The organism is Catellatospora sp. TT07R-123 (assembly GCF_018327705.1).
Taxonomy (GTDB): Bacteria; Actinomycetota; Actinomycetes; order Mycobacteriales; family Micromonosporaceae; genus Catellatospora.
Genome location: NZ_BNEM01000001.1, coordinates 371,453 through 397,909, shown reverse-complemented (window position 1 = coordinate 397,909; position 26,457 = coordinate 371,453). Strand labels below are relative to the sequence as shown.

Here is a 26,457-nt window from a genome sequence, read left to right as displayed (position 1 = left end):
AGTGGAGTTGCGATGAAGATACGTGCACTGATCGCCGCCGCCGCGGCGGCTACGCTCGCCCTGGGCCTGTCGGCCTGCGGCAAGCAGGAGGAGCCGAGCACCGGCCCGGTGTCGCTGCGCATGACGGTGTGGTCGTCCAACGAGGCGCACCTGAAACTGTTCAACGAGATCGCCGACGCGTACAAGGCCAAGAACCCGCGGGTCACCGAGATCAAGTTCGACCCGATCCCGTTCGAGAACTACACCACCACCCTCACCACGCAGATCGCGGGCGGCAACGGCCCGGACCTGGCCTGGATCCTGGAGAACTCCGCACCCGACTTCGTCACCTCGGGCGCGCTGCTGCCGCTGGACGACACCCTGGCCAAGACCGACGGCTATGACACCGCCGACCTGAGCCAGGCCGCCACCAAGCTGTGGCAGACCGGCGGGAAGCTCTACGCCTACCCGTTCTCCACCTCGCCGTTCGGCGTGTTCGTCAACACCGACATGCTCAAGGCGGCCGGGCAGCAGACCCCCGCCGAGCTCATCGCCGCCAACCAGTGGACCTGGGACAAGGCCGTCGCGGTCGCCTCGGCCAGCGCCGCCAAGAGCGGCAAGGCCGGGCTCGTGGTCCGCGACTTCGACTACAAGGGCTGGGACAACCTGTCGACCGTATGGGCCGGCTGGGGCGCGCAGGCCTGGAGTGCCGACGGCAGGACCTGCGGCTTCGACCAGCAGCCCATGGTCGACGCGATGACCTTTCTGCATCAGGCGATCTTCACCGGCAAGGCCCTGCCCGGCCCCGGCACCACCGCCGACTTCTTTGCCGGCGCGTCCGCGATGACGATCACCCAGATCTCGCGCGCCTCGCTGCTCAAGGACGCCAAGTTCGGCTGGGACCTCGTCCCGCTGCCAAGCGGCCCGAGCGGGAAGTACTCCGTGATCGGCCAGGCCGGCCTCGGCGTGCTGAAGAAGGGCCGCAACGCCGACGTCGCCGCCGACTTCCTGGCCTTCTTCACCAGCCCCGACAACTCCGCCAAGCTCGCCGCGTACTTCCCGCCGCCGCGCACCTCCCAGCTCACCGCCGACACCCTCGCCAAGACCAACCCGCTGCTCAAGCCCGAGCAGCTGCAGCAGGTCGTGATCGACGGCATCTCCACCGGGGTCGTCAAGCCCAGCCACAGCGGCCAGGCCGAGATCTCCCAGGCGGTGCGCGCCGCGCTCGACCCGCTGTGGAAGCCCGACGTCGACGTCAAGGCGGTCCTCGCGGGCGTGTGCACGGCCATCAACCCGCTGCTGGCCAAGTGAGCACTCGCTTCTGGACGGGTAGCCGGCGCGATGCCGCCGCCGGCTACCTGTTCATCGCCCCCCAGCTGCTCGGCAGCATCCTGTTCGTGTTCGTGCCGCTGGGCCTGGTCTTCTGGTACAGCCTGCACGAGTGGAACGTCCTGGCCGACACCTTCACCTTCGTCGGCGCGGACAACTACCAGGCCCTGCTCGACGACCCGAGACTCACCGACGCACTGGCCGCGACCGGGTTGTTCTCCGCCGGTCTCGTGGTGCTCAACCTGACCCTGGCCCTGCTGCTGGCGGTGCTGCTCAACCAGCGGCTGCGCGGCACCGTCTTCTTCCGCACCGTGTTCTTCTCCCCGGTCGTGGTGAGCCTCGTCGCCTGGACCATCGTGTGGGGCTTCCTGCTGCAGAACGACGGCGGCATCAACGGCCTGCTGAAGACCGTCGGCGTGCACGGCCCGAACTGGCTGCGCGGCGAGACCACCGCCATGCTCGCCGTGGTCGTCGTGCAGGTGGTCAAGAACGTCGGCCTCAACATGGTGCTGTTCCTCGCCGCGCTGCAGGGCGTGCCCGCGAACCTGTACGAGGCCGCCACCGTCGACGGCGCCAGCCGCACCCGTCAGTTCCGCAGCATCACCGTCCCGATGATCAGCCCCACCATCCTGCTCACCTCGATCATCACGGTCGTCGGCTCGCTTCAGGTGTTCGCGCAGATCGCGGTGCTCACCCAGGGCGGACCGGGCACCTCCACCACCGTCCTCGTCTACTACCTCTACCAGCAGGCGTTCCAGTTCCACCACTTCGGATACGGGGCGACCCTGTCGGTGCTGCTGTTCGCGATCGTGCTGCTGCTGACCCTGGTCCAGTGGCGGATGCGCCGGAAGTGGGTGTTCCATGAGTCGTAGGACCAAGACCGCGATCTACGGCGTGCTGTGCCTGCTGGCACTGCCGTTCCTGTTCCCGACCTGGTGGATGATCACGTCGTCGGTCAAGCCGGTCAACGAGATCTTCGCGTTCCCGCCGACGCTGTGGCCCTCGGAGGTCCGGTTCGACGCCTACCGCCGGGCGTTCGAGCTCCAGCCCTTCGCCCAGCAGTACTTCAACAGCATGTACATCGCCCTGCTCGTCACCGTCGGCACCCTGGCCGTGTCGGCGATGGCCGGGTACGCCTTCGCGCGCATCCGGTTCCCCGGGGCGAACGTGCTGTTCGTGGTGATCCTGACCGGGCTGCTCATCCCGAGCGAGGTCACCATCGTGCCGCTGTTCAAGATGTTCGACGCGTGGGGCATGGTCGACACCCACTGGCCGCTGATCCTCGTGCCGATCCTGGGCGCACCCGGCGTGCTGGCCACGTTCATCATGCGGCAGTTCTTCCTCGCGCTGCCCGGCGAGCTGGAGGAGGCGGCCCGCGTGGACGGCCTCGGCCGGTTCGCGATCTTCCGGCTGATCGCGCTGCCGCTGGCCCGCCCCGCCCTCGGCGCGGTCGCGATCTTCACCTTCCTGCACAGCTGGAACCTCTACCTCGAACCGATCGTGTTCCTGTCCAGCTCCGAGATGTTCACGCTGCCGCAGGCCCTCACCCAGTTCACCGACGCGTACGGCGGACCCATGTGGGACATCCAGCTGTCGGCGGCGACCATGACCGCGCTGCCGGTGCTGGCCGTGTTCGTCATCGCGCAGCGGCAGTTCATCGAGGGCCTGGCCCACACCGGGCTCAAGGGGTAGCGGTGCCGATCACCGAACCGGACCCGCAGCGGTACCGCAGCCCGCTGCGGGCCCCGGACGACTTCGACGCCTTCTGGGCGGGCACCCTGGCCCAGACCCGCGCGCACCCGCTCGACGCGCGGTTCACCCCGGCCTGGTCGAGAACCATCGAGGTGTACGACGTCACCTTCGCCGGGTTCGGCGGGCACCCGGTCAAGGCCTGGCTGGCCCTGCCCGCCGGGACCGACCGCCCGCTGCCCTGCGTGGTGGAGTTCCCCGGCTACGGCGGCGGCCGCGGGCTGGCCCACGAGTGCCTGCTCTACGCCGCCGCAGGCTACGCCCACCTGTTCATGGACGTACGCGGCCAGGGCAGCGGTTGGCGCCACGGCGACACCCCCGACCCGGTCGGCACCGGACCCCAGCACCCCGGGTTCATGACCCGCGGGGTGCTCGACCCGGACACCTACTACTACCGCCGCGTGATCGCCGACGCGGTGCGCGCGGTCGAGGCCGCCCGCGCGTTCCCGCTCGTCGACGCCGCCCGCGTCGCCGTCACGGGGGAGAGCCAGGGCGGCGGCCTGGCCCTGGCCGTCGCGGCTCTCGTGCCGGAGCTCGCGGCGGTCGCGCCGGACGTGCCGTTCCTGTGCGACCACCGGCGCGGCGCCGAGCTGGCCACCGCCGGGCCGTACCGGGAGGTCACCGCCTATCTCGCCGTGCACCGTGACCACGAGCACCAGGTCTTCCGGACGCTGTCGTACTGCGACGGGGTGCTGTTCGCCGCGCGGGCGACCGCGCCCGCGCTGTTCAGCGTGGCGCACATGGACGCCAGCTGCCCGCCGTCCACCGTGTACGCCGCCTACCACCGCTACGCCGGACCCAAGCGCATCGAGGCGTACCCGTTCAACGGCCACGAGGGCGGCGAGGCCGTCCAGGACGCCGCCCGGCTGGCCTTCCTGGACGAGGTCTTCGGCCGCTGAAGCGCGCCGGGCGCCGAGGTGCCTCAGTTGCGCACGGGCACCACGCGGTCCGGCTTGTCCGGGTCGCGGAACCTGCGCAGCAGCGAACGCATCGGCGCCAGGGTGTTGTTGTACATCGTCCACTGCAGCCGACCGGTGTCGGCGAACATGCACCTCTCGCGGTAGACCTGGCCGCGGTGCAGCCACTGGAGCCGCACCACGGGTCGGCGCAGCAGCGCCTCCAGCCACTGTGCGGCATCCCTGGCCAGGTCGGCGGGCTGGCCGGCGACGGTGAAGGCGGCGGAATCGCCCGGCAGCGGGTAGTACAGCTGGTTGTGCAGCTCTCCGCAGGTCAGGGTCGTGCCGTCGACGAGGGACGCGCCCCAGGCGCAGCCCTCGATCTGGACGACGACGGCGAGGGCGTCGGCGATGTCGTTCTCGTCGTCGTGCCGTGTCACGAAGCTGCCGGTCACCGGAACGGTCCAGGAGGCGGCGAGCCGCCGCAGCTCACCGACGAACTCAGCCTCCGGGGCCGTCAGCACCCCCGGCTCCTCCAGCGGTAGTCCGACGGCCGCCAGGTGATCGTTGTCGTCGAGGTACTCCTCCACGAACCACATGTGGTCAGCCTCCGATCCGATCAGCCGCAGCCGTCGGATGGTACACAGCGGTCGGGCCCCGGCTCGTCAGACACCTGATCGGCGAGCAGGCCCGCTGAACGGGGGTGCCGCGGTGCGCCGCCGGGCAGTACATTGCGGCGATCGATCAACCTTGCACCTGGTGAGGACACCCCTGATGAGCGCCAACCTGCCCCTGCGCGAGCGCCGGATCGACATCTTCTCCGCGGTCGTGTTCAGCGTGTTCACCGTGACGTCGCTGATCTCCGACCTGATGCCGACACTCGGCTTCGACTTCAGCAAGCCGTCGTCGAACTTCATCCTCAACTCGAACTACTGGTACGCCCACGACACCGACCCGCTGTTCATGCAGCCGCCGGTGTGGATGCGCATCGTGACCGGCCTGTCCGCGCTGGTCTACATGCCGTTCTACCTCGTGCTGGTGTACGCGCTGATCCGCGGCCGCAACTGGATCCAGCTCCCCGCGGTCGTCTACGCGACGATGATCTCCACGATCACCGGGGTCATCGTCTTCGGCGTCGAGTTCTTCGGCGAGGCGCAGTGGCAGACCCCCAACCCGGCCAAGTTCCTCGCCTTCAACCTGCCGTACGTGCTGCTCCCGCTGCTGCTCCTGGCGCGGATGCGCAAGCCGGAGCCGTTCACGCGCCGGTGGTGACAGACCGGCGGCCTGCCGTCACGTGCCGCCCGGGTGCGTGACGGCGGGCTGCCGGACGATCCGGACGGGGCCGTCGGAGTCAGGGTCGCCGTCTGGTTGCCGGGCCCGGTACATGGCCGCGTCGGCGCTGTCGATCAGCTCCTCGACGGTGGCGGAGCCGCCGTGCTCCAGGAACGCGGCACCGACGGTGACGGCCAGCCCGTACGGCTGGTCGGCGGTGTCGTTGTGCCGGGCGACCTGCTCGCGCAGGCGGCGCGCCCACAGCTCGACGTCGCCGATCGTCGCGGCCTCGGTGAGCAGCACGCAGAACTCGTCTCCGCCGATGCGCCCCAGCACGTCGCGGCGGCGGATGGAGCCCTGCAGCAGGCCGGCGGTGCTGCGGATGGCGTCGTCGCCGGCGCCGTGGCCGTAGGTGTCGTTGATCTTCTTAAGCCCGTCGAGGTCGACGAACAGGAGCACCGCGGGGGTGCGGGACCGCTGGGCCGCCTCCAGCTTCGCCCGCGCGGCGCGCAGGAACCCGCGGCGGTTGTTGACCCCGGTCAGCTCGTCGATCACCGACAGCTGCCGCAGCTCCTCGGCCATCCGGCGCTCGGCGGTGATGTCGGCGAAGGCGACTAGGACGTACACGATCCGGCCGTCGTCGCGGATGGGCGTCGCGACGACCCGCAACCGGCGGCGGTGGGCGTCGACGTCCACCTCCAGGTCGTCGACGGACGCCGTCCGGCCTCTGCGCGCCTGGGCCAGCGGCAGGCGGTCCGGCGGAAAGGGCTGGTCGGTGCCGCTGGTGTAGAGGTGCGGCAGCTGCTCCGGCGAGCCGACCAGGCCGGGGTCGTAGCCGAGGATGCGCCCGGCGACCCGGTTGGCGTAGACGGGACCGCCGGTCGCGGCGTCGCGGACGTCGACGCCGATCGGGATCGCCTCCAGGAACTGCTGGAGGCGGCCGCGCTCCTGCTGACCCGCCGCGACGACCTTCGTCAGCAGGTCGCTGACCCGCAGCATGAGCAGGACGAACATCACGGCGGAGGCGCAGGCCAGGACGATCGGCTCGATCAGCTCCCCGTGGCGGACCGAGTTGACGACCAGCGCCGGCACGGCGAGCCCGCACAGCGCCAGCGTCACCAGCCGGACCCGGCCGGCCACGTGCTCGTGCTCCCGCAGGGCGGTGACGTCGCGCATCGCCGGATGCAGGGCCGCGACGCCGATGAACAGGAACGACAGCAGGTATCCGTAGAACGGCAGGTCCCCGTCCTGGCCGGTGCCCCGCACCTGTTGCAGGCCGTACCCCCAGTCCGCCGCCAGCAGCGCACCCGCCCACGCCGCCAGGGGGACGAGCGCGCCGTGGCTCCGCCCGGCGCCGAAGAACAGCCGGGTCGCCAGGATGAGGAAGACCATGTCGAGGAAGGGGTAGACCCCGGCGAGCACCTGGCCGTACGGCGACAGCCGGGTCGTGCCCAGCAGCGGCGACACCACGAGCACGAAGTTGAGGCTGGTGAAGGCGGTGGTGACGATGAGCGCGTCGAGCAGCGCCGACCAGTCCCGGCCGGTGCGCCTGGCCCGGATCAGCAACAGCAGCGCGAGCGCGTTGAGCAGGTAGGAGAGCAGGAACGCCTCGGCCCCGGGTGAGGGGAAGGCGGTCGGGCGGCCGGCCAGGGCGGCCTGGACGTACCAGTGGACGTTGCCCAGCAGGTAGGTGGCCTGTCCGGCGGCGAGCAGATACCACGGTGCCCGGATCGACGGCCGGTGCAGCCGTATCCCGAGCAGGATCGCCACCACCGCCGCCAGGTTCGACCCGATGAAGATCATCGCCTGGGGCAGGTCGTGGCCGGTCGTGGCCAGGTAGGCGAGCAGCAGCGCGGCGGACACGGCCGCGTACACCGGCCACGCCGTGCTGCGGACGCGATCGTCCGCTCTCACATCGGGAACGTCTTCGGTGCCCAATCTCATGTCTGTGGGCATATGACCGCCTCCGACCACTGCGATTACGTCCCAGGATGCCCGGCCAGGACCGAGGGGGCAAATAGTGCAATCGACCAATAAACCTCATACTGGATGAAAAGCCTTTAAGAGGTATGCAAGTAGGGGCGGGCGGCCCTGCGGCCGCCCGCCCCTGATCCGCTGCTGCCGTTACGGGCAGGTCGGCTCGCCGGCCTGGGCCGGGACGCTGACCGCGTTCCATGCCGCCTTGACCGCGTTGAACTCGGTGCAGCTGCCCGGGTACTGGCTCTTGGCCGCGGTCAGCGTCCAGAGCCGGTACTTGAGGTAGCTGCTCGACGTGGTCTTCATCAGCATCGCGCCGTAGAAGATCTTCAGGGCCTTCTGCACGCCGATGCCGGTTACGGTGGTGCTGTTGCAGGTCGGGCTCACCGGCTGGCCGGCGGCGTTGCTGCCGATGGCGAGCAGGTAGAACCAGTGGTTGCCGGGGCCGGCCGCGGCGTGGACCTCAGCGCCGGGGATGCTGCTGGAGTAGCAGTTCGCGTGCCCCTTCAGCGACGGGTTGTACATGTTGCGGATCGGGCCGCTGCCGGTCAGGTTGATCTCCTCGCCGACGGTGAAGTCGGCCGGGTCGTTCGGGTTGGCCGCGTAGGTCTCCGTGGCGGCGCCGAAGACGTCGGCCACGAACTCCTGGGTGCCGCTGCGGGAGATGCCGCCGGGGGTGGTGTCGTCGACGCCGTGGCCCATCTCGTGGGCGATGACGTCGGTGGCGCCGATCCAGGCACCCGCGCTGTTCTTGCCGATCTGGACCTGGGTGCCGTCGTAGTACGCGTTGAGGTCGTTCAGGCCGACCCGGATCGGCCAGGCGCCGCCGGAGCCGTTCATGCCGTTGCGGCCGAGCCACGCGCTGAGCATCGAGGCTTCCTTCTCGGCACCGTAGAGCGCGTCGACGCAGCCGGTCTCCCGGTTGGTGCCCACGCCGTTGCCCCAGACGTCGTCGGACCCGGTGAAGGTCGCGTTGCCCGTCGCGTTCTGGCACGGCATGTTGGTGGTGTTCGGGCTGGACAGCGAGTACGTGCTGCCGCTGAGCTTGGTCGCGACGGTGACCGCGCCCTCCCAGTTGCCGTTGCCCGTGCCGCTGGTGACGTGCTCCAGCTTGTCGAGCACGGCGCCGGTCCTGGCGTCGACGGTGACGGTCAGGCGGCTGTGGCCCTGCGCGCCGGTGCCGACGACCGTGGTCTGCCACGCCAGCCGGGCGGCGCCGGTCAGCGCGGACACCACGAGCCGGGTGCTCTCGACCGAGTCGACCTTGGTCAGCTGCTTGCGGGCCACCAGCTCGGCCGAGGAGGCGGTGATCGCCGGGGTGGTGGCGACCGAACCGATCCGGTTCTGCTGGGCGACCGACGTGAAGACCACCTTGCCGGCCGCGTCGGTCACGACGACGAAGTCGCCGCCGACGACGGGCAGGCCCTGGTAGGTCCGCTCGTAGGGGACGTAGGTGAGCCCGTTGGCCGCGAGCGCGTCGCGGTGGGTGTAGGTCTCGCCCGCGCTGCCCATGATCGTGTCGGGCCGGCTGGTCACCAGGGCGCCGGCGCTGGCGGCGGCGGCCGCGAGCGGGCTCAGGGACACCGTGGACGAGTGCACGTCTGCGCTGTTGGCCGGGCTGGTGGCCGCGGTCACCAGCACGAAGGTCGCGGCCAGGCTGGTCGCGGCCAGGTGCCTCTTGCGGATCTTCACGTCTTCCTCCTTGGCGTGGCTCGGGGTATAGCCACTGACCAATGTTTATATCGAACAAGGTCACTTTAAGAAAGCCTCGTTCGAAGAAGTGGCGGAATAGTGCCACGGAGATCCACTTCGGCGGTGCGAGGCCGGCGCCGAGGACCCCTATGCCGCGAACAGCCAGGCCAACGAGGTGAGGCTGTTGGCGGTGTAGGCGTCGCGTCCGGTGTGGAGGCCGTAGGCCAGGTCCTCGAAGACGCTGCACCGGGCGTAGAACACGGCCCGCACGGCGAGTGCCGCGACCTCCCCGGCGCCGTCGCGGCGGCGCCCGAGCGCCGCGCGCAGCGCGGCCGGGCCCAGGTCGCGGTAGACCAGGCCGAGGTCGTACGCCGGATCGCAGACGGCGGCGTCACTCCAGTCGATGACGCCGGTCACCGCGCGCCCGGCCGGATCGACGAGGACGTGCTCGATGCCCAGGTCGTTGTGCGAGAACACGCGGCGGTGCCCGTCGCGCGGCGGCGCGGCGTCCAGGAACGCCTCGACGGCCCGGCGGTGCACCGCCGGAACCTGCCCGGCGACCGCCCGGTACGTCTCGGCGGCTTCGCGCAGCCACCCGGCCGGTGGCTGGTCGTCGACGCCGACCAGCTCCGCCCACGGCTCCACCGGGTCGGCGTGCAGCACGGCGAGCAGGTCTCCGAGCGCCTCGGCGATCGGGGCGCCGTGGGTCTCGCGCCAGCGCCGCGGCATGTCCGCCAGCGGCACGCCGGGGAGCTTCGGGTAGGCCAGGCAGCCCTGCTCGGGCACGGCGAACGCGGGAACGGGAACCGGCAGCGGGCTGAGCGCGGCGACCGCGGCGAGCACCCGCGCCTCGCGCTCGGTCAGCGCCGCCCGCCGGACCGGGTCGGCCTCCCGGCTGAAACGCACGATCAGCTCGCCGCCGACCTCGTACGCCACATTGTCCAGGCCCTGGCCCAGCAGCCGCACCGCGCCGACCCGGCGGCCGGGAAGGCGCGCGGCCACGAGGTCGCGGACGTCGTCGAGCCGGCGCGGCATCGGACCGGGCCCGCTCACCGCCGACCCCCGCCCGGCTGCGGTGCGGTGTACATATCGGACAGCTCCGCCACGGTGGCGGCGATCCGGTCGCGCAGCGAGGCGGGCGCCAGGATCTGCGCCTGGGCGCCCAGGCGCAGGAACTGTGTCTCGGCGTGGCTGTCGGACTCGATCGGCACGCGGGCCAGGATCCAGCCGTCCGCCTGCACCTCGCCCGCGGCAGCCGCGTCGGCGACCGCGCGTCCCAGCAGGTGCGGCAACCGCTCCAGCGCCTGCGGGGCCAGGCGCACCAGGGCCTCGCCGCCGTAGAGGCGCGCCCGGAAGTCCGCGATGTGCGCGTGCCAGTGCGCCACCAGGTCGAACCCGTCCGGCCAGGCGAACGTCTCCGGCAGGACCGACAGCTCGCGGATCTGGCCGACCCGGAACGTGCGCACCCCGCGGTCACCGTGGGCGACCAGATACCACTTGCCCGCCTTGAGGACCAGCCCGTACGGCTCCAGCCGGTGCTCGGCCAGCGCGGTCCACCCGTCGTAGGCGATCCGCAGGGCCTGCTGGCGCCACACCGCGTCGGCGACGGCGGCGAGCTGGTCGCAGCTGTCGCCGTCCTCATACCAGCCGGGAGCGTCGAGGTGGAACCGCTGCCGCATCCGGTCGGCGCGCTCGCGCAGCGCCGGCGGCAGCGCGGCGGACAGCTTCAGCTGCGCCGCCGCGACCGCCTCGGCCAGCCCCAGATCGGCGGCCACCCCGGGCAGCCCGGTCAGCACCAGGCCGCGCGCCTCTGCCGCGGTCAGCCCGGTCAGCTGCGTACGGTAGCCGTCGACCAGGGCGTACCCGGTCGCGTCGGCGTAGACCGGGATCCCCGCGGCGCCCAGCGCCTGCATGTCCCGGTAGATCGTGCGCAGTGACACGCCCGCCTCGGCGGCGAGCTGGGCGGCCGTCTGCCGGCCGCGGCTCTGCAACAGCAGGACGAGGCTCAGCAGGCGGTCGGCGCGCACGGCGCAATTGTGCCGCCCGGCACTGACATCAGGTGTCAGGGGTGCGGCCATAGCGTCCCCACATGACGAACACCGATTTCGACTTCCTGGCCGGACACTGGACCAGCCGGCAGCGGCGCCTGGTCAAAGCCCTCGCGGGCAGCGACGAGTGGTACGAGTTCGACGCGACCCTGGACTGCCAGGTGACCCTCGACGGCGACGGCGTCTTCGACCTGCTGCGCGCGCCCGAGCGCGGCATCGAGGGGATGACCCTGCGCCTGTTCAGCCCGCAGGAGCAGGTCTGGCGCATCTGGTGGGCGTCCCGGGCCGGCGGCGGACAGCTCGACGTGCCGGTCGTCGGCCGGTTCACCGACGGCACGGGCACGTTCGAGTGCGACGACGTGTGGGAGGGCACGCCCATCCGGGTCCGGTACGTCTGGTCGCGGACCCGTACCGAGCACCCCCGGTGGGAGCAGGCGTTCTCTACCGACGGCGGCCAGACCTGGGAGGTCAACTGGACCGCCGAGTTCAGCCGGGCCGTCTGACCGGCGACGCCGGGCCGCGGTGGTCCTACACGGGGGTGCGGTCCAGGAGCAGGCCCCGGCGGAAGTACTCGTACAACCCGTCGAACATCGGTGCGGTCAGCGCGAGGATCCGCGCATCGTCGGCGACCATCGACAGCCCGCGCAGGACCGCGTCGAGTCCAGGGGCCTCCGGTGCGTGGAACCGCTCGTCGTCCAGATCGGCCTCGTGGACGACCTCGGCGATCTTCCACAGCACCGGGTCGCCGACCTCGTAGCGGCGAAGGATCGTCTCGAAGGTGCAGTCTCCGGCGTGGTGGCCCAACTCGACCCCGCGCATGTCGAACGGGGTGGCGTCATCGGGAATGTCAGCGGGGTCGCTGACGAAGACGAACCGCGCCTCGGGGTCGACCGTGCGGCGGATCAGCCACGCGCACGCGGCTCGATCTATGTGGACACCGGCTCGGGTCGCCCAGACGCTCACGCGATGCGCTCCGCGTCGACCACGGCGCCGTTCGGCTCCACCAGCGCCTGCACGGCGGAGTGGGCCAGCTGGCGCTGCGGCGGCGGGAAGTAGTCACGCCGTCCGACACGGCGCAGTTCCTCGCGCAGCCTGCGCAGCGCACGTCTGCGCTCGGCCGCGTCCTCGCCCGCCGCCGCGCGGGCTGCGGCGGCGATCTGCTCGTATTCGGCAGCCCGCGCGTCGCGCATGGTCTGGGCGACGGCTCGTTCCTGGGCAGGGCTGCCCGCCGTGGCCACCCAGACGGTGGCGGCACCGCCGGCCTCGGTGACCTCCTCGGCGATCCAGTCGAGATGCTCGCGGGTGCGCGCGTCGGCCGGCAGCGCGACGAGGCCGTCGCCGAGCCTGGCCACGCCCAGGGCTTCGAGCCTGCGCCACACCGCGATCCGGGGCCGGGACGGTTCACGGGGGATGCGGTACGCCAGCAGCACCCACGTTCCGGTCGGGTGGGTGCTCATGCCCTTCATACAACCATGGTCGCCGATGGCATCGGCTGGTGGGACCCGCCGGGCGGCGAGCCCCACCGGCGAGTGTCAGCGGCGGCAGTCGTAGAGGACATAGAGGGGCTGGGTGTACCCGGGCACCGGCCGGCACGACGCGGCCGCCCACTGCGCGTACAGCGGGTAGTCCACCGTCGGCCGCCCCTGGGTCTGCGGGCCGTCGACCAGCGCGAACCGCAGCGCACCGGTGGTGACCAGCTCGTCGAGCCGCTGCGGTGTGACCGTCGGTGCCTGTGCGGTGAACCCGCCGACCGGCAGCACCGCCACATCGCGTAGCAGGAACTGCCCGGCCTGCGGCGCCCACGGCACCGCCACCTGGAACTGCTCCCCGCCGCGATGGGCGTCCAGGAACGCGGTGATCGCTTCCACCTGCGCGGCGGGCAGCAGCCGCAGCATACGTCCCGACAGCACCGAGGCGACCTCTCGTGAGGCCGGTCCGCCGGCCGGCCGGTGGGCGTCGGAGACGCTGGTCTTCCCGGTGACCGACAGGGCCCAGGTCGCCGGTGCCACCGCCAGCGCCACCACGGCCAGGCCGAAGGCCACCGCCCTGGTCGGTCCGCCTGCCCGGACGAGGTTCACTGCGGCGAGCACCGCCGCGGCGCCGAGACCGCTGCCGAGCGCGGCGGCGGGCAGCCACGGTGCGAAGGCGAACCGGCCGGACAGCTCCCACGCCCACCAGGCGCTGGCCGCGACGACCGACGGCAGCAGCCACCGCTGCCAGCCGGGCCGGTGATAGGCGGCCCGGAGCTGGTGAGCGCCTGCTGCGGCCAGCGCCGCGACAGCCGGAACCAGGGCGAGGTTGTAGAAGCTGTGCGCTTTCACGCTGCCGGCGAACGCGACCGCGTGGACGGCTGTCCAGACCGGCCACATCAGGTACATCGCCGCCGTCGCCGGTGCGCTGTCGCGGCGGCGGACGAGCTGGACCGCTGCCGCTGCGACACCCGCCAGGGCGAACAGGTACAGCCAGCCGATCTGCGGCGCGACGCCGTCGCGCAGCAGGTACAGCCAGGCGGGTCCCTCGGCCTTGCCCGGCGGGCCGCCGATGCCGAACATCTGGGCCCCGGTGTTGTCCACCCCGTAGCGGTTGAACCCGTTGTAGCCGAACACCATCGACCAGATCGAGTTGTCGACCGACCCGTCGACGTAGGGCCGTGACGCGGCGGGAACCAGCGTGAACCCGACCATCCACGACAGCGAGACGGCGACGGTGACCAGCCCGGCGAGCGCCAGCTGCCATGCTCGGCGAGCCAGGCTGGTCGGGGCGTACACCAGGTAGGCCAGCGCGAACGGCACCCACACCAGCCACGCCTGCGCCATCTTGACCTGGAACGCCGCACCGACGATCACCGCCGTCCACAGCAGGGGGCTGGTACGCGCGGTGCGGGTGGCCTGCTGCCAGGTGAGCGCCGCCCCCAGGAGCAGCGCGATCAGGACGGGATCCGGGATCTGGGTGCGGGCCAGCGCCGCCACCAGCGGTGTCGTCGCGAAGAACACCGCGGCCAGGACGCCCGTTCCCGGGCCGAGCCACCGCGAGACCAGCACGTAGAGCATGGCGATGGCGGCGACGCTCGCGATCAGCGAGGGCAGCAGGACAGCCCAGGGGGTGAAGCCGAACACCCGGGCCGACAGCGCCTGGAGCCAGAACGTGCCGGGCAGCTTGTCGAACGTGGTGGTCGCGGCCGGATCCCAGGCACCGGACCACCACGCCGTCCAGCTGCGCGACATGCTGCGCACACCGGGGCCGTAGTACAGGTGCAGCTGCATCCGTCCGACACCCCAGGCGTAGACCACCGCCGCAGCCGTGCACACGGCTGCCAGAGCCGTGCGCGCCCAGGCCGTGCCCGCGGTAGTGGACGGTGGAGACGGGGGTTGCCGGTGCGGTGCCGCATCGGTGTCGGCGCCGGCAGGGGCGGCAGGGGTGTGAACCATGCCGCAGACAATAGAAGATTATCGATGTTATGGAAAGGCCGGTGCTGAGGTGATCCGGCCAGGTGGGGCGGTGTGCCTGGTAACCATGGTTACGGTACAGGCGCGGGTCGATGCGGTCCATGATGAGGCGGTCCCGGTTGCCCTTTCGCGACGGCCGACCGGCTGGGAGTCCGCCGGTACGCTGGCGTCGTCGTGTACGACAGCTACGACAGGCAGGCCGACGTGTCGGCGGAAGGGGGACCGATGCGCCGTCTCGCACTGCTCGCCGCGTTCGTGCTGGCAGGGCTGGGCGTGTCGGCCGTCGTCGGCGTCGACGCCGCGGCACTGCCGCACTCGGCCGCCTACCACTGGGCCGCGTACCTGCTGCTGGCCGTCGGCCTGTACGGCGCGACCTACGGCATCGACCTGGCCCAGGCCCGCCACGACCGGAAGATCATCATCTCGGCGGTGACGGTCGGTGTCGTCGTCAAAGCACTGATCATCGGCGGCACGATGGCGCTGGCCTGGCGCGACCCGCTGTTCCTGCTGATGGGCGTCGCGGTGGCGCAGATCGACCCGCTGTCGGTCGCCGCACTGATGGGCGACGGCCGGATGAGCACCAGGGCCCGGACGGTGCTCGCGGCCTGGTCTTCGTTCGACGATCCGATCACGGTCATCCTCACCGTCTACGCGGCGGCGGTCGCCGCCGCGTTCGGCCTGGGCACAGCCTCGGCGGCGGCCGGCAGCCCGTGGCCGCTGCACTATCTGACCGACCTGGCGGGCAATCTCGGACTCGCGGCGCTGGCCTGGCTCGCGTGGCGCCACCTGCGCACCCGGCCGTGGGCGCAGTATGCGCTGCTCATCGTGTGCGCCGTGGTGGCCATGTGCACCGGCTGGATGCTGGCGATGGCGCTGATCGGGCTGTTCGCCCGCCCGTCCGCCCTCGCCCGGCTGCTGCCGCGCATCACCGAGACCGCGATGTACGCCGCGGCCGTGGCGCTGGGAGTGCTGCTGACCGGCGGGGTCGACCTCGCGGCCGGTGCCGCGCTGGGTGCGGTCGCGTTCGCGGCGCAAGCCGCCGTCGCGTGGCCGCTGACCCGCGGCATGCCCGGCCAGGACCGCTGGCACCTGGCCGCCGCGCAGCAGCACGGCATCACCGCGATCATCCTCGCGCTGACGCTGGAGATCCAGTTCACCGGCGTGGTGGCGGTGATCGCCCCGGCGATCCTGACCGCGAACCTGCTGCACATGGCCGTCAACCGGCTGATCGACCGGCGCCTGGCCCACCCGGCTCCCCCGAGCGGCGACCACGTCGCCGACGCGTCCGTGCCCGCTCAGCCCTCCGCATCCGACCAGGCCGAAGACGCGGAACTGCCGTGACCGCCGTGGCACGTCGCGACCGGCCTCAGAATCCCAGCAGGAACAGGGCACCGGAGATGAGCAGCCCGGCCTCGACGAGCCGGACGAACAACCGGTCGCTGACCCGCGCCAGCAGCCGCTTGCCCGTCCACGCCCCGGCCAGCGTCGCCGGGGTCAGCGCCAGACCGTAGACCAGCACCTGGCCGGTGATCAGGTCACCGGCACCGTACGCGGCCAGTTTGGCCAGATGCATGGTCAGCGCGCTGGCGGCCTCGGTGCCGATGTAGGCGGCGCGGGCCAGCCCGTAGGCGAGGAAGAACGGGGCGGTCAGCGGTCCGACGGAGCCGAGCAGCGCCGATCCGAGCCCGGAGGCCGCGCCGACGGCGGCGAACGCCGGGTCGGCGGGTCTGCCGGGGTGCGGACGGCGCCACCGCCAGACCACCACACCGAGGAGGAACACCCCGAGCAGCCGCTTCAGCGCTCCGAGCGGTGCGTGCGCCAGGGCCAGGCCACCGGCGACGGCCAGTGGGACCGCGCCGAGCGCGAACCAGCCGACCAGCCGCCAGCGCAGCTCGCGCCGGTTGAGCCAGACCCGGGAGGCGTTGCTGGACAGCTGCGTCAGGGTCAGCATCGGCACTGCGGCGCGCAGCCCGAACAGGGCGGTGAACACCGGCAGCAGCAGCACCCCGCCGCCGAAGCCCGCGACCGACGACAGCAGCGCCAGCCCGTACGCCGCAAGGCAGGCGGCACACAGCGTCAGCAGCTGACCGGCAGACATCCGGTCACCCTGCCATAGCCGCGAGCCATCCGACAGTTCAGTAACGAATGTACTATGGCTGGGTGGAGACTACCGGCGCCCTCACCCACGGCCAGGTCCTGGCCCGCTTCGGCCATGCCCTGTCCGACCCGACCCGCGCCCGGCTGCTGCTGGCGCTGCGTGAGGCCCCGGCCTACCCCGCCGACCTCGCCGACCGGCTCGGCGTCACCCGCCAGAACCTGTCCAACCACCTGGCGTGCCTGCGCGGCTGTGGGCTGGTCGTCGCCGTGCCCGAAGGCCGCCGCTCCCGCTACGAACTGGCCGACGCCCGGCTCGCCCACGCTCTCAGCGACCTGCTCGGAGTCGTCCTGGCCGTCGACCCGGCCGTCTGCCCCGCCGCCGCCACCGAGGACTGCTGCTGATGACCGCGCTCCAGGTGGCGCCGGCCCCGGCCCGGCGCGCCGTCCTGGCCCGCCGGATCCGCCTGCTGGTCGCCGCGACCATCGCCTACAACGCCGTCGAGGCGGTCGTCGCGATCGCCGCCGGGCGCGTCGCCGACTCCAGCGCCCTGGTCGGCTTCGGTCTCGACTCGGTCATCGAGGTGTCGTCGGCGGCCGCGGTCGCCTGGCAGTTCGCCGCCGCCGACCACGAGCGCCGGGAGAAGGCCGCGCTACGGCTCATCGCGCTGTCGTTCTTCGCCCTCGCCGCCTATGTCACCGTCGATGCCGCCCATGCCCTGGTCACCGGAGAGCGTCCGGAGCACTCCACCGCGGGTATGGTCCTGGCCGCACTGTCACTGGCGATCATGCCGGCCCTGTCCTACGCCCAGCGCCGCACCGGCCGCGAGCTGGGTTCGCGCAGTGCCGTGGCCGACTCCCGGCAGACGATGCTGTGCACCTACCTGTCGGCGGTGCTGCTGGTCGGCCTGGCCGCCAACAGCCTGGCCGGATGGTGGTGGGCCGACCCCGTCGTCGCGCTGGCCGTCGCCGCCGTGGCGGTCAAGGAGGGCCGCGATGCCTGGCGCGGCCACCTGTGCTGCGCCCCGGCCGCAGCCCCCACCGCGGACGGCGGCTGCACCGACGGCTGCTGCGGGCCCCCGGCGTCCTCGCCGCCGCACGGCTGAACAACCGCCCCCGGCCGGCGGTGGCCGGTGCCGTGCCGTGAACCTGCTCGGAGGTCGTTTGCGGCGCTCGCGCCCACTGCGGACGGTAGTGTTCAGCACAGCCGAGAGTGAGACCTTCAGCCTGATGCGGCCTGAGCGAACAACGGAGGCGATGATGTCAGGCACTTCGACGTTCCACATCGATGGGATGACCTGCGGCCGCTGCGTGGAGGCGGTGCGCGTGAAGGTCGCGGCGGTGGCGGGGGTCGCCGCAGCCGGATACACCCTGGCCTGACGGGCCCTGGATCTCTCATGTCGACCCGCCACCCCGCCTACGACCGCACGGCCGCCGCCGCCGTCCTGTCCCGGCTCGCCGCACCCGGCCTGTTCCCCGGGAACGCCGCCCGGCACCCCTACCGTCAAATCGCCTTTCACCGCGTCGCGCTGCGACCCGAACCGGGCCGGTCCCTGACCCTGCCGCAGCGCGCCCACCTCGAACGCGCCATGGCGCCGTGCCGCCCCGAGCAGGTCGTCTCCGCCACCGACCGCATCATCTGGACCGACAGCAGCGGCGTGGTCAACACCGGCTACTGCCGCTCGGGCGCGCTGGGCCCGAGCACGCCCATCGCGGCCAGGGAGGCGTTCCTGGCGCTGTCCCAGGCGCTGGCGGACAACCAGCGGCTGGCCGCCGACTCCTACGGCCTGTCCGATGCCGACCTCGCGCTCCTGGCGGCCACGACGACCGACCAGGAACCGGTCGAGATCTTCCGGACCGGGGCCGACGCGGCCGCGCGAGCGCTGGCCCAGCACGCCCTCATCGCCGATCAGGCCGGCCACGCCGACCCCGTCGGCTTCGCCGCCGCGATGCTGGAGGGCGGCCTGTTCACCGTCATCGCCAGCACCTGGTACTGGGGACTTCAGGCGGCCACGTACCGGCGGGGCATGATCCCGGCCGCGTTCGAGCGTGGCGGACGGCTGCGCTACAGCCGCCAGACGACGGCCCTGCTGGCCGCCATGAAGCGCCGGACAGTCGCCGAGGCCGACCGGATCATGCGCGAGGCCACCGGTGCCGAGGGCCTCACCGTGGCGCAGGCGCTGCACAAGTACCACGCCGACCTGGACCTGGTCTCCCGCCAGTACGCGCTCATGGACCCGGGCACGCGTCCCCGCTGCCTGGCCGCGCCGCCCACCGCGGGCGGCCGCGACTCCATCGTCGAGCAGACCGCCGCCGCGCTCGTCGCGGTGTTCACCGAGGTGCTGCCGAGGCTGCACGTCGAGGACCTGGGCCCGCCCGCGGACGCGGCGGGCGGGCACGCCGAGGTGAGCCCCGTGTTCGCGGTGCCGGACATGGTCTGCCGGCACTGCCGGGTCACGGTCACCACCGCGCTGGAGACACACGGTGCGGACGTCGGGTTCGTCGACCTGGCCACCAAGCGGGTGGTCGCCGTGTTCACCTCGCCCGGCCAGCGCGAGGCGGTGTTCGCGACCATCCGCCAGGCCGGATACACCGTGGTGACGGACTGACCGACAGCCGCCGAGCACCGGGGGCGCGGCCGAGCCGTATCCGCCCGTAATATACCCCCTAGGGGTTTCGGTATACTGTGTGCCATGACGTCAGAGCCGCACCCGGCCGCCGAGCCCGCCCCCGCGGCGGTGACCCGCGGCTACACCGCCACCAAGGACCAGCTGATGACCCGGCTGCGCCGGATCGAGGGCCAGGTCCGGGGGATCGAGAAGATGGTCGAGCAGGACCGGTACTGCATCGACGTGCTCACCCAGATCTCGGCGATCCAGGCCGCGCTCGACAAGGTGGGCCTGGGCCTGCTCGACGGGCACGCCCGCCACTGCATCCACGAGGGTGCCGAGCAGGGCCGGGCCGACGAGATGGCATCGGAGATGATGGCCGCCGTCGGGCGCCTGCTCAAGCGGGGCTGACCGCCGGGCGCCCGCCTCCCGTGCCGCGGCGTGTGAGCGACGACATCCACACCAGGTAAACCCCCAGGGGGTATGCTACGTCGTGTCGATACCCGGTAGGGGTATCCCGGCGAGGGGAGTCCTCATGGAGTCCGTGTACACCGTCAAGGGCATGACCTGCGGCCACTGCGTCAGCTCGGTCAGCGCCGAGGTCTGCCGGCTCGACGGTGTGACCGAGGTGCGCATCGACCTGGCCGCCGGCTCGGTGACGGTGACCAGCGCCGGCCCGCTGGAGCTGGCCGCGGTCGCCGCGGCCGTGGACGAGGCCGGCTATGAGCTGGCCGGAGCCCGGTCATGAGGACACCGCTCAAGCTCGGCCTGTTCGGGCTGGGCCTGGCCGGGGTGTTCGCGGCGTCGTTCGGGGTCGGCCACCTGGCCGGCCCCGCGGCCCCGGCAGACCCGCGTGAGCCGATCGCGGCCCACGCGGGCCACGACAGCCCGTCCGGTGACGTGACCGGGTCCGCGCGGCTGCCGGGCGGGCTCCAGGTCGCCGCGGACGGCTACCGCCTGCGGCCGCTCACCACCACCCTGTCCACGCGGGCACCGCGGCAGCTGCGGTTCACCGTGACCGGTCCCGACGGGCGCCCGGTCACCGACTACACGCCGACCCACGACAAGGCCCTGCACCTGATCCTGGTCCGCCGGGACCTGACCGGCTTCCAGCACCTGCACCCCGCCCTCGGCACCGACGGCGTGTGGAGCATCGACGCGCAGGCGCCGGCCGCCGGCCAGTACCGGATGTTCGCCGACTTCCAGCCCGCCGGCCGGACCGAGCCGCTGACGCTCGGCGTCGACCTGGCCGCCGCGGGGGACTACCGGCCGCAGCCGCTACCCGCCGCGGCGCGTACCGCGGTCGTGGACGGGTACACCGTCACCCTCGCGGGCGACCTGGCCGCGGGCGCCTCGGCGACGCTGACCCTGACCGTGGCCAGGGACGGTGTGCCGGTGCGCGACCTGCAGCCGTATCTGGCCGCCTACGGCCACCTGGTCGCGCTGCGCGACGGGGACCTGGCATACCTGCATGTGCATCCCGACGGGGCCCCGGGCGACGGGCGCACCGCGGCCGGTCCGGGCATCGTGTTCCACGCCGAGGTCCCGTCGGCCGGGGCGTACCGGCTGTTCCTGGACTTCCGGCACGGCGGCGTCGTGCACACGGCCGCGTTCACCGCCGTGGCGGACGCATCCGCGCCGACGGCAGACCCGGGCCAGGCAGGAGGCCACCGATGAGCACCGGCACCGGTCACCTGACCTACGCCACCCGGCGTATCGACCTGGCCATCGGCGGGATGACCTGCGCCTCCTGCGCCGCCAGGATCGAGAAGAAGCTCAACCGCATCGACGGCGTCACCGCCACCGTCAACTACGCCACCGAGAAGGCGTCGGTGACCTTCCCCGACACCGTCACCACGGACCAGCTGATCGCGACCGTCGAGGCCACCGGCTACACCGCCGCCCTGCCCCCCGCTCCGGAGCAGGAGACCCCCGAGGCCCCCGCCGCGCCCGGCGACGAACTGACCGGGCTGCGCCGCCGCCTGCGCACCTCGGCGGTGCTGGCGGTGCCGGTCGTGGTGCTGGCCATGGTCCCGGCCTGGCAGTTCACCAACTGGCAGTGGCTGTCGCTCGTGCTGGCGGCCCCGGTCGTGGTGTACGGCGGCGCGCCGTTCCACCGGGCGGCATGGACCAACCTGCGCCATGGGGCGGCCACCATGGACACCCTGATCTCGGTGGGCACCCTCGCGGCGTTCGGCTGGTCGCTGTGGGCGCTGTTCCTCGGCACCGCCGGAACGCCGGGCATGACCCACCCGTTCACCCTCGCGGTCGGCCGCGGCGGGGGACAGGACGCCGTCTACCTGGAGGTCGCGGCCGCCGTCACGGTGTTCATCCTGGCCGGGCGCTTCTTCGAGGCGCGGTCCAAGCGCCGCGCCGGTGCCGCCCTGCGCGCCCTGCTGGAACTGGGCGCCAAGGATGTCACCGTGCTGCGCGACGGCCGCGAACAGCGCATCCCGGTGCGGCAGCTGGCGGTCGGAGACCTGTTCACGGTCCGGCCGGGGGAGAAGATCGCCACCGACGGCGTCGTCACCGACGGTGCGTCGGCGGTGGACATGGCGCTGCTGACCGGCGAGTCGGTGCCCGTCGAGGTCGGCGCCGGTGACCCGGTCGTCGGCGCGACGGTGAACGTCGGCGGCCGCCTGGTGGTGCGGGCGCAGCGGGTGGGCGGCGAAACCCAGCTGGCGCAGATGGCGCGGCTGGTCGAGCAGGCCCAGACCGGCAAGGCGGCCGTGCAGCGGCTGGCCGACCGGATCTCGGCGGTGTTCGTCCCGATCGTCATCGGCCTGGCCGTGGCCACGCTCGGGTTCTGGCTCGGCACCGGTGCGGGGCCCGCGGCCGCGTTCACCGCCGCGGTCGCCGTACTGATCATCGCGTGCCCGTGCGCCCTCGGCCTGGCCACCCCGACCGCGCTGCTGGTCGGCACCGGCCGCGGCGCCCAGCTCGGCATCCTCATCAAAGGCCCCGAGGTGCTGGAATCCACGCGCCGCGTCGACACGATCGTGCTGGACAAGACCGGCACCGTCACCACCGGCCGGATGAGCCTGGTCGACGTCGCCACCTCGGGCGGCACCGACCGCGCCCGGGCCCTGCGGCTGGCCGGGGCGGCCGAGGCCGCCTCGGAACACCCGATCGCACAGGCCATCGCGGCCGCGGCCGCCGCTGCGGGCGACCTGCCCGCCGTGGCCGGCTTCGCCAGCACTCAGGGACTGGGCGTCACCGGCACCGTCGACGGCGTCGGCGTCGTCGTCGGCCGGCCGGCGCTGCTGGCCGAACACGGCCTGGCCATCCCGGCCGAGCTGGACGCGGCACGGCAGCAGGCTGAGCGGGCCGGGCGCACCGCGGTGCTGGCCGGGTGGGAAGGGCAGGCCCGCGCCGTCTTCGCCGTCGCCGACGCGGTCAAGCCGACCAGCGCCGCCGCGATCGCCGGGCTGCGGGCCCTCGGGCTGACCCCGGTGCTGCTCACCGGGGACAACCGCACCGTCGCCGCGGCCATCGCCGCGGAGGTCGGCATCGACCAGGTCATCGCCGAGGTCCTGCCCGCCGGCAAGGTCGACGAGATCAGGCGGTTGCAGGCTGCGGGCAGGGTCGTGGCGATGGCCGGTGACGGCGTCAACGACGCCGCCGCCCTGGCCGCCGCAGACCTGGGCCTGGCCATGGGCACCGGCGCCGACGCCGCGATCGAGGCGGCCGACCTCACCCTCGTCCGCGGTGACCTGACGGCCGCCGTCGACGCGATCCGCCTGTCCCGCCGCACCCTGGCCACGATCAGGACGAACCTGTTCTGGGCGTTCGCCTACAACGTCGCCGCCCTGCCCCTGGCGGCGCTCGGGCTGCTCAATCCGATGATCGCGGGCGCGGCCATGGCCCTGTCCTCGGTGTTCGTCGTCTCCAACAGCCTGCGGCTGCGCGGATTCCGGACCGCGGCCGCCGCCCGCTGACCGCCGCCGGGCGCTCGCGGGTGGGCACAGGAGACATGCCACCCGAGAGCGCCCGGTGAAGGCCTGCGATCAGCAGTTGGTGTGGCCGTGCAGCACCCAGCCCGTCCGGTCGGGGTGCTCGGCGCCGTGGCCGCGGATCCAGTTGCGGCCGTAGACGTCGTTGTAACCCCAGCCGTCGGCGCGGAAACCGCGGCCGGGGCTGAGCGTGAACAGGTAGCCGGTCCCGCCGTAGCCGTCGATCGACGCGTAGAACGGGGCGTTCTCCGTCGTCATGCACAGCACGTCGGCCTGTGCCGGAGTGGCCAGGGCGGTCCCGGCCGTGGCGGTGGCGAGCACGACCGCGGCGGCTGCCAGGGCGCGTTTCACATCTGCCTCCCAGGGGTGTGGTCGCCACGATCATAGGGACTTGTGGATCTGCCGTCCCGGTGCGGTCGGCGGCGTGCGCGGCCGGTCAGTGGTAGAAACCGATCACGCCGCGGCCCGCGGCGGACGCCTTGTCGAGCCAGCCCGCGATCGTCTTCGCCTCGGTGCTGGCGGCCGCGCGCAGCGGCTCCACATTGGCGGCGACCTTGGCCGCCGACCAGTGCCCGATCGCCGGGAAGTCGTCCGGTGCGGGGAACTCCACCGGAGCGCCGCCGAAGATGAGGTCGATCATCCGGATGGTGGCGCCCAGCCCGGCCAGCTCCACGTCGACGGTGTCCGACAGGTGCCGCGACGGGCACGGGTAGAACGGGCTGTTGTCGAGGAAGCGGCCCGAGAACTCGACGATGACCTTGAAACCGTATCCGTACATGGCGCCGTCGAGGGTGCGTTCCCCGCCCATGACCAGGTGGTTGATCGCGGTGAAGACCGACGGCTCACCGCGCTCGTTGGACCAGCCCAGCTCGTCGTTGGTCCGCTGGATGTCGCTGCGGAACCGGCCGCAGATCGCCCGCCGCATCCGATCGTCACCGCTGCCGCACAGGGCCACCAGATTGTCGATGTCGACCGCGTACGCCATGACGCCGTAACCCATGCTGCATCCTTCACGTCCGGACAAGATGCGGCAGACCGTATACGGGTGGTGTGACACCGGCGATCCCGCCCTCGACCCGGGTGTCCGGCTGTCGGATGCAGCCTGACCTCGCCGGTCGGTCCAGCCTGGACGAGACCCGCTACCGGCTCGGCTCGCGGCGCAGCAGCACCAGCAGGCCGGTGGCGGCGATCCAGCACACCGCGGGCAGCAGCGCCGCCCGTTCCAGCACGCTGGTGAACATCCCCCGGCCGACCGCCAGCAGCCCGACCACCAGCGCCAGCATCAGCGGCAGGCACACGGCGCAGAACACCCGCGCGGTACGGCGCAGCGCCGGTTGCAGCGCGATCAGCGCCACCGTGCCCATCGCGACCACGACCAGCCCCACGGCGGCCACACTCGCACCGGCGTGCACCAGGTCCTTCGGCGTCGACGACTCGTACGGCGGCAGCGGGCACCCCGGGGTGCAGGACACCGCCGCCGACACCGCCCCGAACCCGCCCGCCGCCACCAGGGCCGCGCACACGAACGGCACCAGCCGCCGCAGCGCCGCCCCGAGCAGCACCAGCGAAGCCGCCAGGGTCAGGATGCCGGTCCGGTAGATCCAGTGCCGCGGGCTCGCCTCGACGCCGCCCTCGCTGATGTAGCCCCGCAGCCACGGCTCAGGCAGGACGCCGAGCGCGTACATCACCGCGGCCGTGCCGGCGGCCGCCGCGGCGGCGGCGAACCCCGCCACCCGGCGGGACCCGTTCGAAGTCATCCGCATGGAACCCCCCGCGACTCAGCAGTCACAGCCGCAGCAGTCGCCGTCGCAGTGCTTGCAGCACCTGAGGCAGTCGCAGCAGTCACCGCAGTCGCCGTTGCCGCAGTCGCAGCCGGTGCACCAGCCCTCGCGCGCCCGACCGCTCCACGGACCCGGGTACGGATCGCGGCAGCAGACCTGGCAGGTGCAGCACATCCAGGCCGCGACCGCGCACCCGAGCAGCGGCCCGCGCGTACGCGGCGGTACCTCCACCTGCGGCCGCCAGCACGAACCGCCGCCCGGTGGCTTCGGCGCGCCGTGCTTTCGTCCGGGCTGGACGACCGGCGGGTAGTAGTCGGGGTCGGCCTGGGCGAAGGTGCGCTCGATGGCGTGGTCCACCTCGTGCACCAGCAGCCGGTGCACCAGCCTGGCGTCGGTGAACACGACCTCGTCCAGCGCCAGCCGGATCCCCGCCGCCGCGTCCCGGGCCAGCACCCCGGCCCGCGCGTACGAGGCGCCCGTGGCCGCCAGCGGGTTCCACGCCCCGGCCGCCCGGTCGGCGGCCAGGTCCTCGACCGCGTCGAGCAGGTGCGCGATCCGGCCGAAGAAGCGGCCCGCCTCCGCCAGCGGCTCGGCGTTGCCCGGCCGCCCCGCCAGCACCGCCGTGTGCGCGAACGCCGCAGCGGTCGCGATCTCGGTCGGCTCGGTCACGGTCAGCAGCGATCCGCCGAGCCCGACGGCCGACTCGACCTCCCGCTGACCGGCGATCACGGCCAGCAGCACCGAGGTGTCCAGGCCCAGGTCCAGGCCGCTGCGGTGGGCGCGCGCGGCCCACCGCCGGGCCACCACCCGGGCCCCGGCCGCCACGGGCCGGCGGGCGTAGAGGCCGTCGCCGTCGGCGGCGTGGTCGGACAGTTTCGCCGAGGCCAGCACCAGCGACACCGCGGCGGCCAGCCGGGCGCCCGCGCCGTCGGCCACGGTGGCGGTACGCATGCCGCGCAGCGGGCACGGCCCGGCTGTCCGCCGCTGCGCCGTGCCGAGCTGGGCCTGGGTGAGCACCGAGATGATCAGGCCGTCGTAGTTCGTGACGATCCGGGCCGCCTGCCCGTGCTCATCACGCAACGCCAGGCACAGACCGCACAGATGGCCCAGCCACTCGCCGTGCAACCGCTCGGACAGGCTGTGCGCGCAGGGTCGGATGATGCCGAACACGCGCCGGAGCCTAGAGCACGCGCGCTCGCGTACGTGCGGCGGCACGGTCGCGGACGCGGCGCGGTGCGGGCGCCGATCACCCGGACTCGTTCGTTGAGCTACGAGAACCCGCCGGGCAGGCAAGGGCGAGCCTGTGGTTCAGCCGCCCGGAACGGGGGTATGCCGGTAGATGGAGGGCAGGATCATGGCAGACGTACACGTGTCGCTGGACGGCGACGAGTTGGGCCCGGTCGAGCGCAAGCTCCAGGAGCCGCTGGAGGACCAGCTGTCCTCGGCGCTGGACCGGGCGGCGCAAGTGGTGGCCGAGCAGTATGCGGGGCAGTCCGAGCAGGAGGTGGTGCGACTGCTCCGCGAGGAGGCTGGCGCGGCGCTGCATCCCGATGTGGCCGCGGGTTTCCAGCCCGACGAGCAGGGCCTGCGTGCGGTCGCGCGGGCGGTGATCGCCCGCGCGACCGCATGACC

29 protein-coding genes are annotated in these 26,457 nt (G+C 72.6%); 16 read left to right on the top strand and 13 right to left on the bottom strand.

Translation table 11 applies throughout. The annotated features are described in order from the left end of the window. Nucleotides 1-12 precede the first annotated feature (12 nt). Genes Cs7R123_RS01690 through Cs7R123_RS01675 form a run of 4 tightly spaced genes read left to right on the top strand, consistent with a single transcriptional unit; the run spans nucleotide 13 to nucleotide 3,956 of the window. The gene (locus Cs7R123_RS01690) at nucleotides 13-1,290 is read left to right on the top strand and encodes a sugar ABC transporter substrate-binding protein (RefSeq protein ID WP_212822916.1); all 1,278 of its coding nucleotides are present in this window, start codon (nucleotides 13-15) and stop codon (nucleotides 1,288-1,290) included. Beyond that, a complete protein-coding gene (locus Cs7R123_RS01685; RefSeq protein WP_212822914.1) occupies nucleotides 1,287-2,180 on the top strand; it encodes a carbohydrate ABC transporter permease in 894 nt (297 codons plus the stop codon). Before Cs7R123_RS01690 ends, Cs7R123_RS01685 begins: the two co-directional genes overlap by 4 nt. Beyond that, on the top strand, nucleotides 2,170-3,000 hold the full coding sequence (locus tag Cs7R123_RS01680) for a carbohydrate ABC transporter permease (RefSeq protein ID WP_212822912.1): 831 nt from the start codon (nucleotides 2,170-2,172) through the stop codon (nucleotides 2,998-3,000). Before Cs7R123_RS01685 ends, Cs7R123_RS01680 begins: the two co-directional genes overlap by 11 nt. A gap of 2 nt (nucleotides 3,001-3,002) precedes the next feature. Beyond that, a complete protein-coding gene (locus Cs7R123_RS01675) occupies nucleotides 3,003-3,956 on the top strand; it encodes an acetylxylan esterase (RefSeq protein ID WP_212822910.1) in 954 nt (317 codons plus the stop codon). A gap of 23 nt (nucleotides 3,957-3,979) precedes the next feature. On the opposite strand, the gene Cs7R123_RS01670 is transcribed toward Cs7R123_RS01675, so the two are convergent. Beyond that, entirely contained in the window at nucleotides 3,980-4,552 is a 573-nt protein-coding gene (locus Cs7R123_RS01670; RefSeq protein ID WP_212822908.1) for a hypothetical protein, read from the bottom strand. Between the two features lie 160 nt (nucleotides 4,553-4,712). On the opposite strand from Cs7R123_RS01670, the gene Cs7R123_RS01665 reads away from it, so the two are divergent. After that, nucleotides 4,713-5,225 carry an emopamil-binding family protein gene (locus Cs7R123_RS01665; RefSeq protein WP_212822906.1) on the top strand — a complete coding sequence of 171 codons (513 nt, stop codon included), beginning with the start codon at nucleotides 4,713-4,715 and terminating at the stop codon, nucleotides 5,223-5,225. 18 nt (nucleotides 5,226-5,243) lie between these two features. On the opposite strand, the gene Cs7R123_RS01660 is transcribed toward Cs7R123_RS01665, so the two are convergent. The 4 genes from Cs7R123_RS01660 to Cs7R123_RS01645 form a co-directional block, all read right to left on the bottom strand. Next, entirely contained in the window at nucleotides 5,244-7,139 is a 1,896-nt protein-coding gene (locus Cs7R123_RS01660; protein WP_212822904.1) for a sensor domain-containing diguanylate cyclase, read from the bottom strand. A 210-nt stretch (nucleotides 7,140-7,349) separates the two neighbouring features. After that, on the bottom strand, nucleotides 7,350-8,894 hold the full coding sequence (locus Cs7R123_RS01655) for a M4 family metallopeptidase (RefSeq protein WP_374706915.1): 1,545 nt from the start codon (nucleotides 8,892-8,894) through the stop codon (nucleotides 7,350-7,352). A gap of 147 nt (nucleotides 8,895-9,041) precedes the next feature. Continuing rightward, nucleotides 9,042-9,947, bottom strand: coding sequence for a phosphotransferase family protein (locus Cs7R123_RS01650; RefSeq protein ID WP_244871544.1), 906 nt, complete (start codon nucleotides 9,945-9,947; stop codon nucleotides 9,042-9,044). Then, nucleotides 9,944-10,921, bottom strand: coding sequence for a YafY family protein (locus tag Cs7R123_RS01645; protein WP_212822902.1), 978 nt, complete (start codon nucleotides 10,919-10,921; stop codon nucleotides 9,944-9,946). The genes Cs7R123_RS01650 and Cs7R123_RS01645 overlap by 4 nt, the downstream gene beginning before the upstream one ends. 62 nt (nucleotides 10,922-10,983) lie before the next feature. On the opposite strand from Cs7R123_RS01645, the gene Cs7R123_RS01640 reads away from it, so the two are divergent. Beyond that, a complete protein-coding gene (locus Cs7R123_RS01640) occupies nucleotides 10,984-11,445 on the top strand; it encodes a hypothetical protein (protein WP_212822900.1) in 462 nt (153 codons plus the stop codon). A 25-nt stretch (nucleotides 11,446-11,470) separates the two neighbouring features. Here the strand turns inward: Cs7R123_RS01640 and Cs7R123_RS01635 are convergent, their stop codons facing one another. From Cs7R123_RS01635 to Cs7R123_RS01625, 3 genes are all read right to left on the bottom strand, one after another. Beyond that, the gene (locus tag Cs7R123_RS01635) at nucleotides 11,471-11,905 is read right to left on the bottom strand and encodes a chromate resistance protein ChrB domain-containing protein (RefSeq protein ID WP_212822898.1); all 435 of its coding nucleotides are present in this window, start codon (nucleotides 11,903-11,905) and stop codon (nucleotides 11,471-11,473) included. Further along, nucleotides 11,902-12,408 carry a Chromate resistance protein ChrB gene (locus Cs7R123_RS01630; protein WP_244871543.1) on the bottom strand — a complete coding sequence of 169 codons (507 nt, stop codon included), beginning with the start codon at nucleotides 12,406-12,408 and terminating at the stop codon, nucleotides 11,902-11,904. Before Cs7R123_RS01630 ends, Cs7R123_RS01635 begins: the two co-directional genes overlap by 4 nt. 66 nt (nucleotides 12,409-12,474) lie before the next feature. Beyond that, on the bottom strand, nucleotides 12,475-14,205 hold the full coding sequence (locus Cs7R123_RS01625; protein WP_212822896.1) for a glycosyltransferase family 39 protein: 1,731 nt from the start codon (nucleotides 14,203-14,205) through the stop codon (nucleotides 12,475-12,477). Nucleotides 14,206-14,613: 408 nt separating this feature from the next. Here Cs7R123_RS01625 and Cs7R123_RS01620 point away from each other — a divergent pair, with 408 nt between their 5' ends. Continuing rightward, nucleotides 14,614-15,729: a hypothetical protein gene (locus Cs7R123_RS01620; protein WP_212822895.1), complete on the top strand. Its 1,116-nt coding sequence runs from the start codon at nucleotides 14,614-14,616 to the stop codon at nucleotides 15,727-15,729. 25 nt (nucleotides 15,730-15,754) lie between these two features. Here Cs7R123_RS01620 and Cs7R123_RS01615 read toward each other — a convergent pair whose 3' ends face one another. Then, on the bottom strand, nucleotides 15,755-16,486 hold the full coding sequence (locus Cs7R123_RS01615) for a sulfite exporter TauE/SafE family protein (RefSeq protein ID WP_212822894.1): 732 nt from the start codon (nucleotides 16,484-16,486) through the stop codon (nucleotides 15,755-15,757). 62 nt (nucleotides 16,487-16,548) lie between these two features. On the opposite strand from Cs7R123_RS01615, the gene Cs7R123_RS01610 reads away from it, so the two are divergent. The 8 genes from Cs7R123_RS01610 to Cs7R123_RS01575 all read left to right on the top strand — a co-directional run bounded on the left by Cs7R123_RS01610 (nucleotide 16,549) and on the right by Cs7R123_RS01575 (nucleotide 23,029). Then, on the top strand, nucleotides 16,549-16,887 hold the full coding sequence (locus Cs7R123_RS01610) for a helix-turn-helix transcriptional regulator (protein WP_244871542.1): 339 nt from the start codon (nucleotides 16,549-16,551) through the stop codon (nucleotides 16,885-16,887). Next, entirely contained in the window at nucleotides 16,887-17,588 is a 702-nt protein-coding gene (locus Cs7R123_RS01605) for a cation transporter (RefSeq protein WP_212822892.1), read from the top strand. Before Cs7R123_RS01610 ends, Cs7R123_RS01605 begins: the two co-directional genes overlap by 1 nt. Nucleotides 17,589-17,742: 154 nt before the next feature. Then, on the top strand, nucleotides 17,743-17,862 hold the full coding sequence (locus tag Cs7R123_RS01600) for a cation transporter (RefSeq protein ID WP_212822891.1): 120 nt from the start codon (nucleotides 17,743-17,745) through the stop codon (nucleotides 17,860-17,862). A gap of 17 nt (nucleotides 17,863-17,879) precedes the next feature. Next, nucleotides 17,880-19,091: a heavy-metal-associated domain-containing protein gene (locus Cs7R123_RS01595; protein WP_212822890.1), complete on the top strand. Its 1,212-nt coding sequence runs from the start codon at nucleotides 17,880-17,882 to the stop codon at nucleotides 19,089-19,091. A gap of 84 nt (nucleotides 19,092-19,175) precedes the next feature. Then, nucleotides 19,176-19,502: a metal-sensitive transcriptional regulator gene (locus tag Cs7R123_RS01590; RefSeq protein ID WP_212822888.1), complete on the top strand. Its 327-nt coding sequence runs from the start codon at nucleotides 19,176-19,178 to the stop codon at nucleotides 19,500-19,502. Between the two features lie 124 nt (nucleotides 19,503-19,626). Continuing rightward, nucleotides 19,627-19,839, top strand: coding sequence for a heavy-metal-associated domain-containing protein (locus Cs7R123_RS01585; RefSeq protein ID WP_212822887.1), 213 nt, complete (start codon nucleotides 19,627-19,629; stop codon nucleotides 19,837-19,839). Next, nucleotides 19,836-20,768, top strand: a complete 933-nt coding sequence (locus tag Cs7R123_RS01580; protein WP_212822886.1) for a hypothetical protein — start codon at nucleotides 19,836-19,838, stop codon at nucleotides 20,766-20,768. Before Cs7R123_RS01585 ends, Cs7R123_RS01580 begins: the two co-directional genes overlap by 4 nt. Continuing rightward, nucleotides 20,765-23,029: a cation-translocating P-type ATPase gene (locus Cs7R123_RS01575; RefSeq protein ID WP_212822885.1), complete on the top strand. Its 2,265-nt coding sequence runs from the start codon at nucleotides 20,765-20,767 to the stop codon at nucleotides 23,027-23,029. The genes Cs7R123_RS01580 and Cs7R123_RS01575 overlap by 4 nt, the downstream gene beginning before the upstream one ends. A gap of 69 nt (nucleotides 23,030-23,098) precedes the next feature. Here the strand turns inward: Cs7R123_RS01575 and Cs7R123_RS01570 are convergent, their stop codons facing one another. The 4 genes from Cs7R123_RS01570 to Cs7R123_RS01555 all read right to left on the bottom strand — a co-directional run bounded on the left by Cs7R123_RS01570 (nucleotide 23,099) and on the right by Cs7R123_RS01555 (nucleotide 25,995). Continuing rightward, nucleotides 23,099-23,395, bottom strand: coding sequence for a hypothetical protein (locus tag Cs7R123_RS01570; protein WP_212822884.1), 297 nt, complete (start codon nucleotides 23,393-23,395; stop codon nucleotides 23,099-23,101). 85 nt (nucleotides 23,396-23,480) lie between these two features. After that, complete coding sequence (locus Cs7R123_RS01565; RefSeq protein WP_212822883.1) at nucleotides 23,481-24,044, bottom strand: hypothetical protein; 564 nt, start codon at nucleotides 24,042-24,044, stop codon at nucleotides 23,481-23,483. 139 nt (nucleotides 24,045-24,183) lie between these two features. Next, a complete protein-coding gene (locus tag Cs7R123_RS01560) occupies nucleotides 24,184-24,801 on the bottom strand; it encodes a DUF998 domain-containing protein (protein WP_212822882.1) in 618 nt (205 codons plus the stop codon). A 21-nt stretch (nucleotides 24,802-24,822) separates the two neighbouring features. Next, nucleotides 24,823-25,995: a DUF5685 family protein gene (locus Cs7R123_RS01555; RefSeq protein WP_212822880.1), complete on the bottom strand. Its 1,173-nt coding sequence runs from the start codon at nucleotides 25,993-25,995 to the stop codon at nucleotides 24,823-24,825. 184 nt (nucleotides 25,996-26,179) lie between these two features. Here Cs7R123_RS01555 and Cs7R123_RS01550 point away from each other — a divergent pair, with 184 nt between their 5' ends. Beyond that, the gene (locus tag Cs7R123_RS01550) at nucleotides 26,180-26,455 is read left to right on the top strand and encodes a hypothetical protein (RefSeq protein WP_212822878.1); all 276 of its coding nucleotides are present in this window, start codon (nucleotides 26,180-26,182) and stop codon (nucleotides 26,453-26,455) included. Nucleotides 26,456-26,457 lie beyond the last annotated feature (2 nt).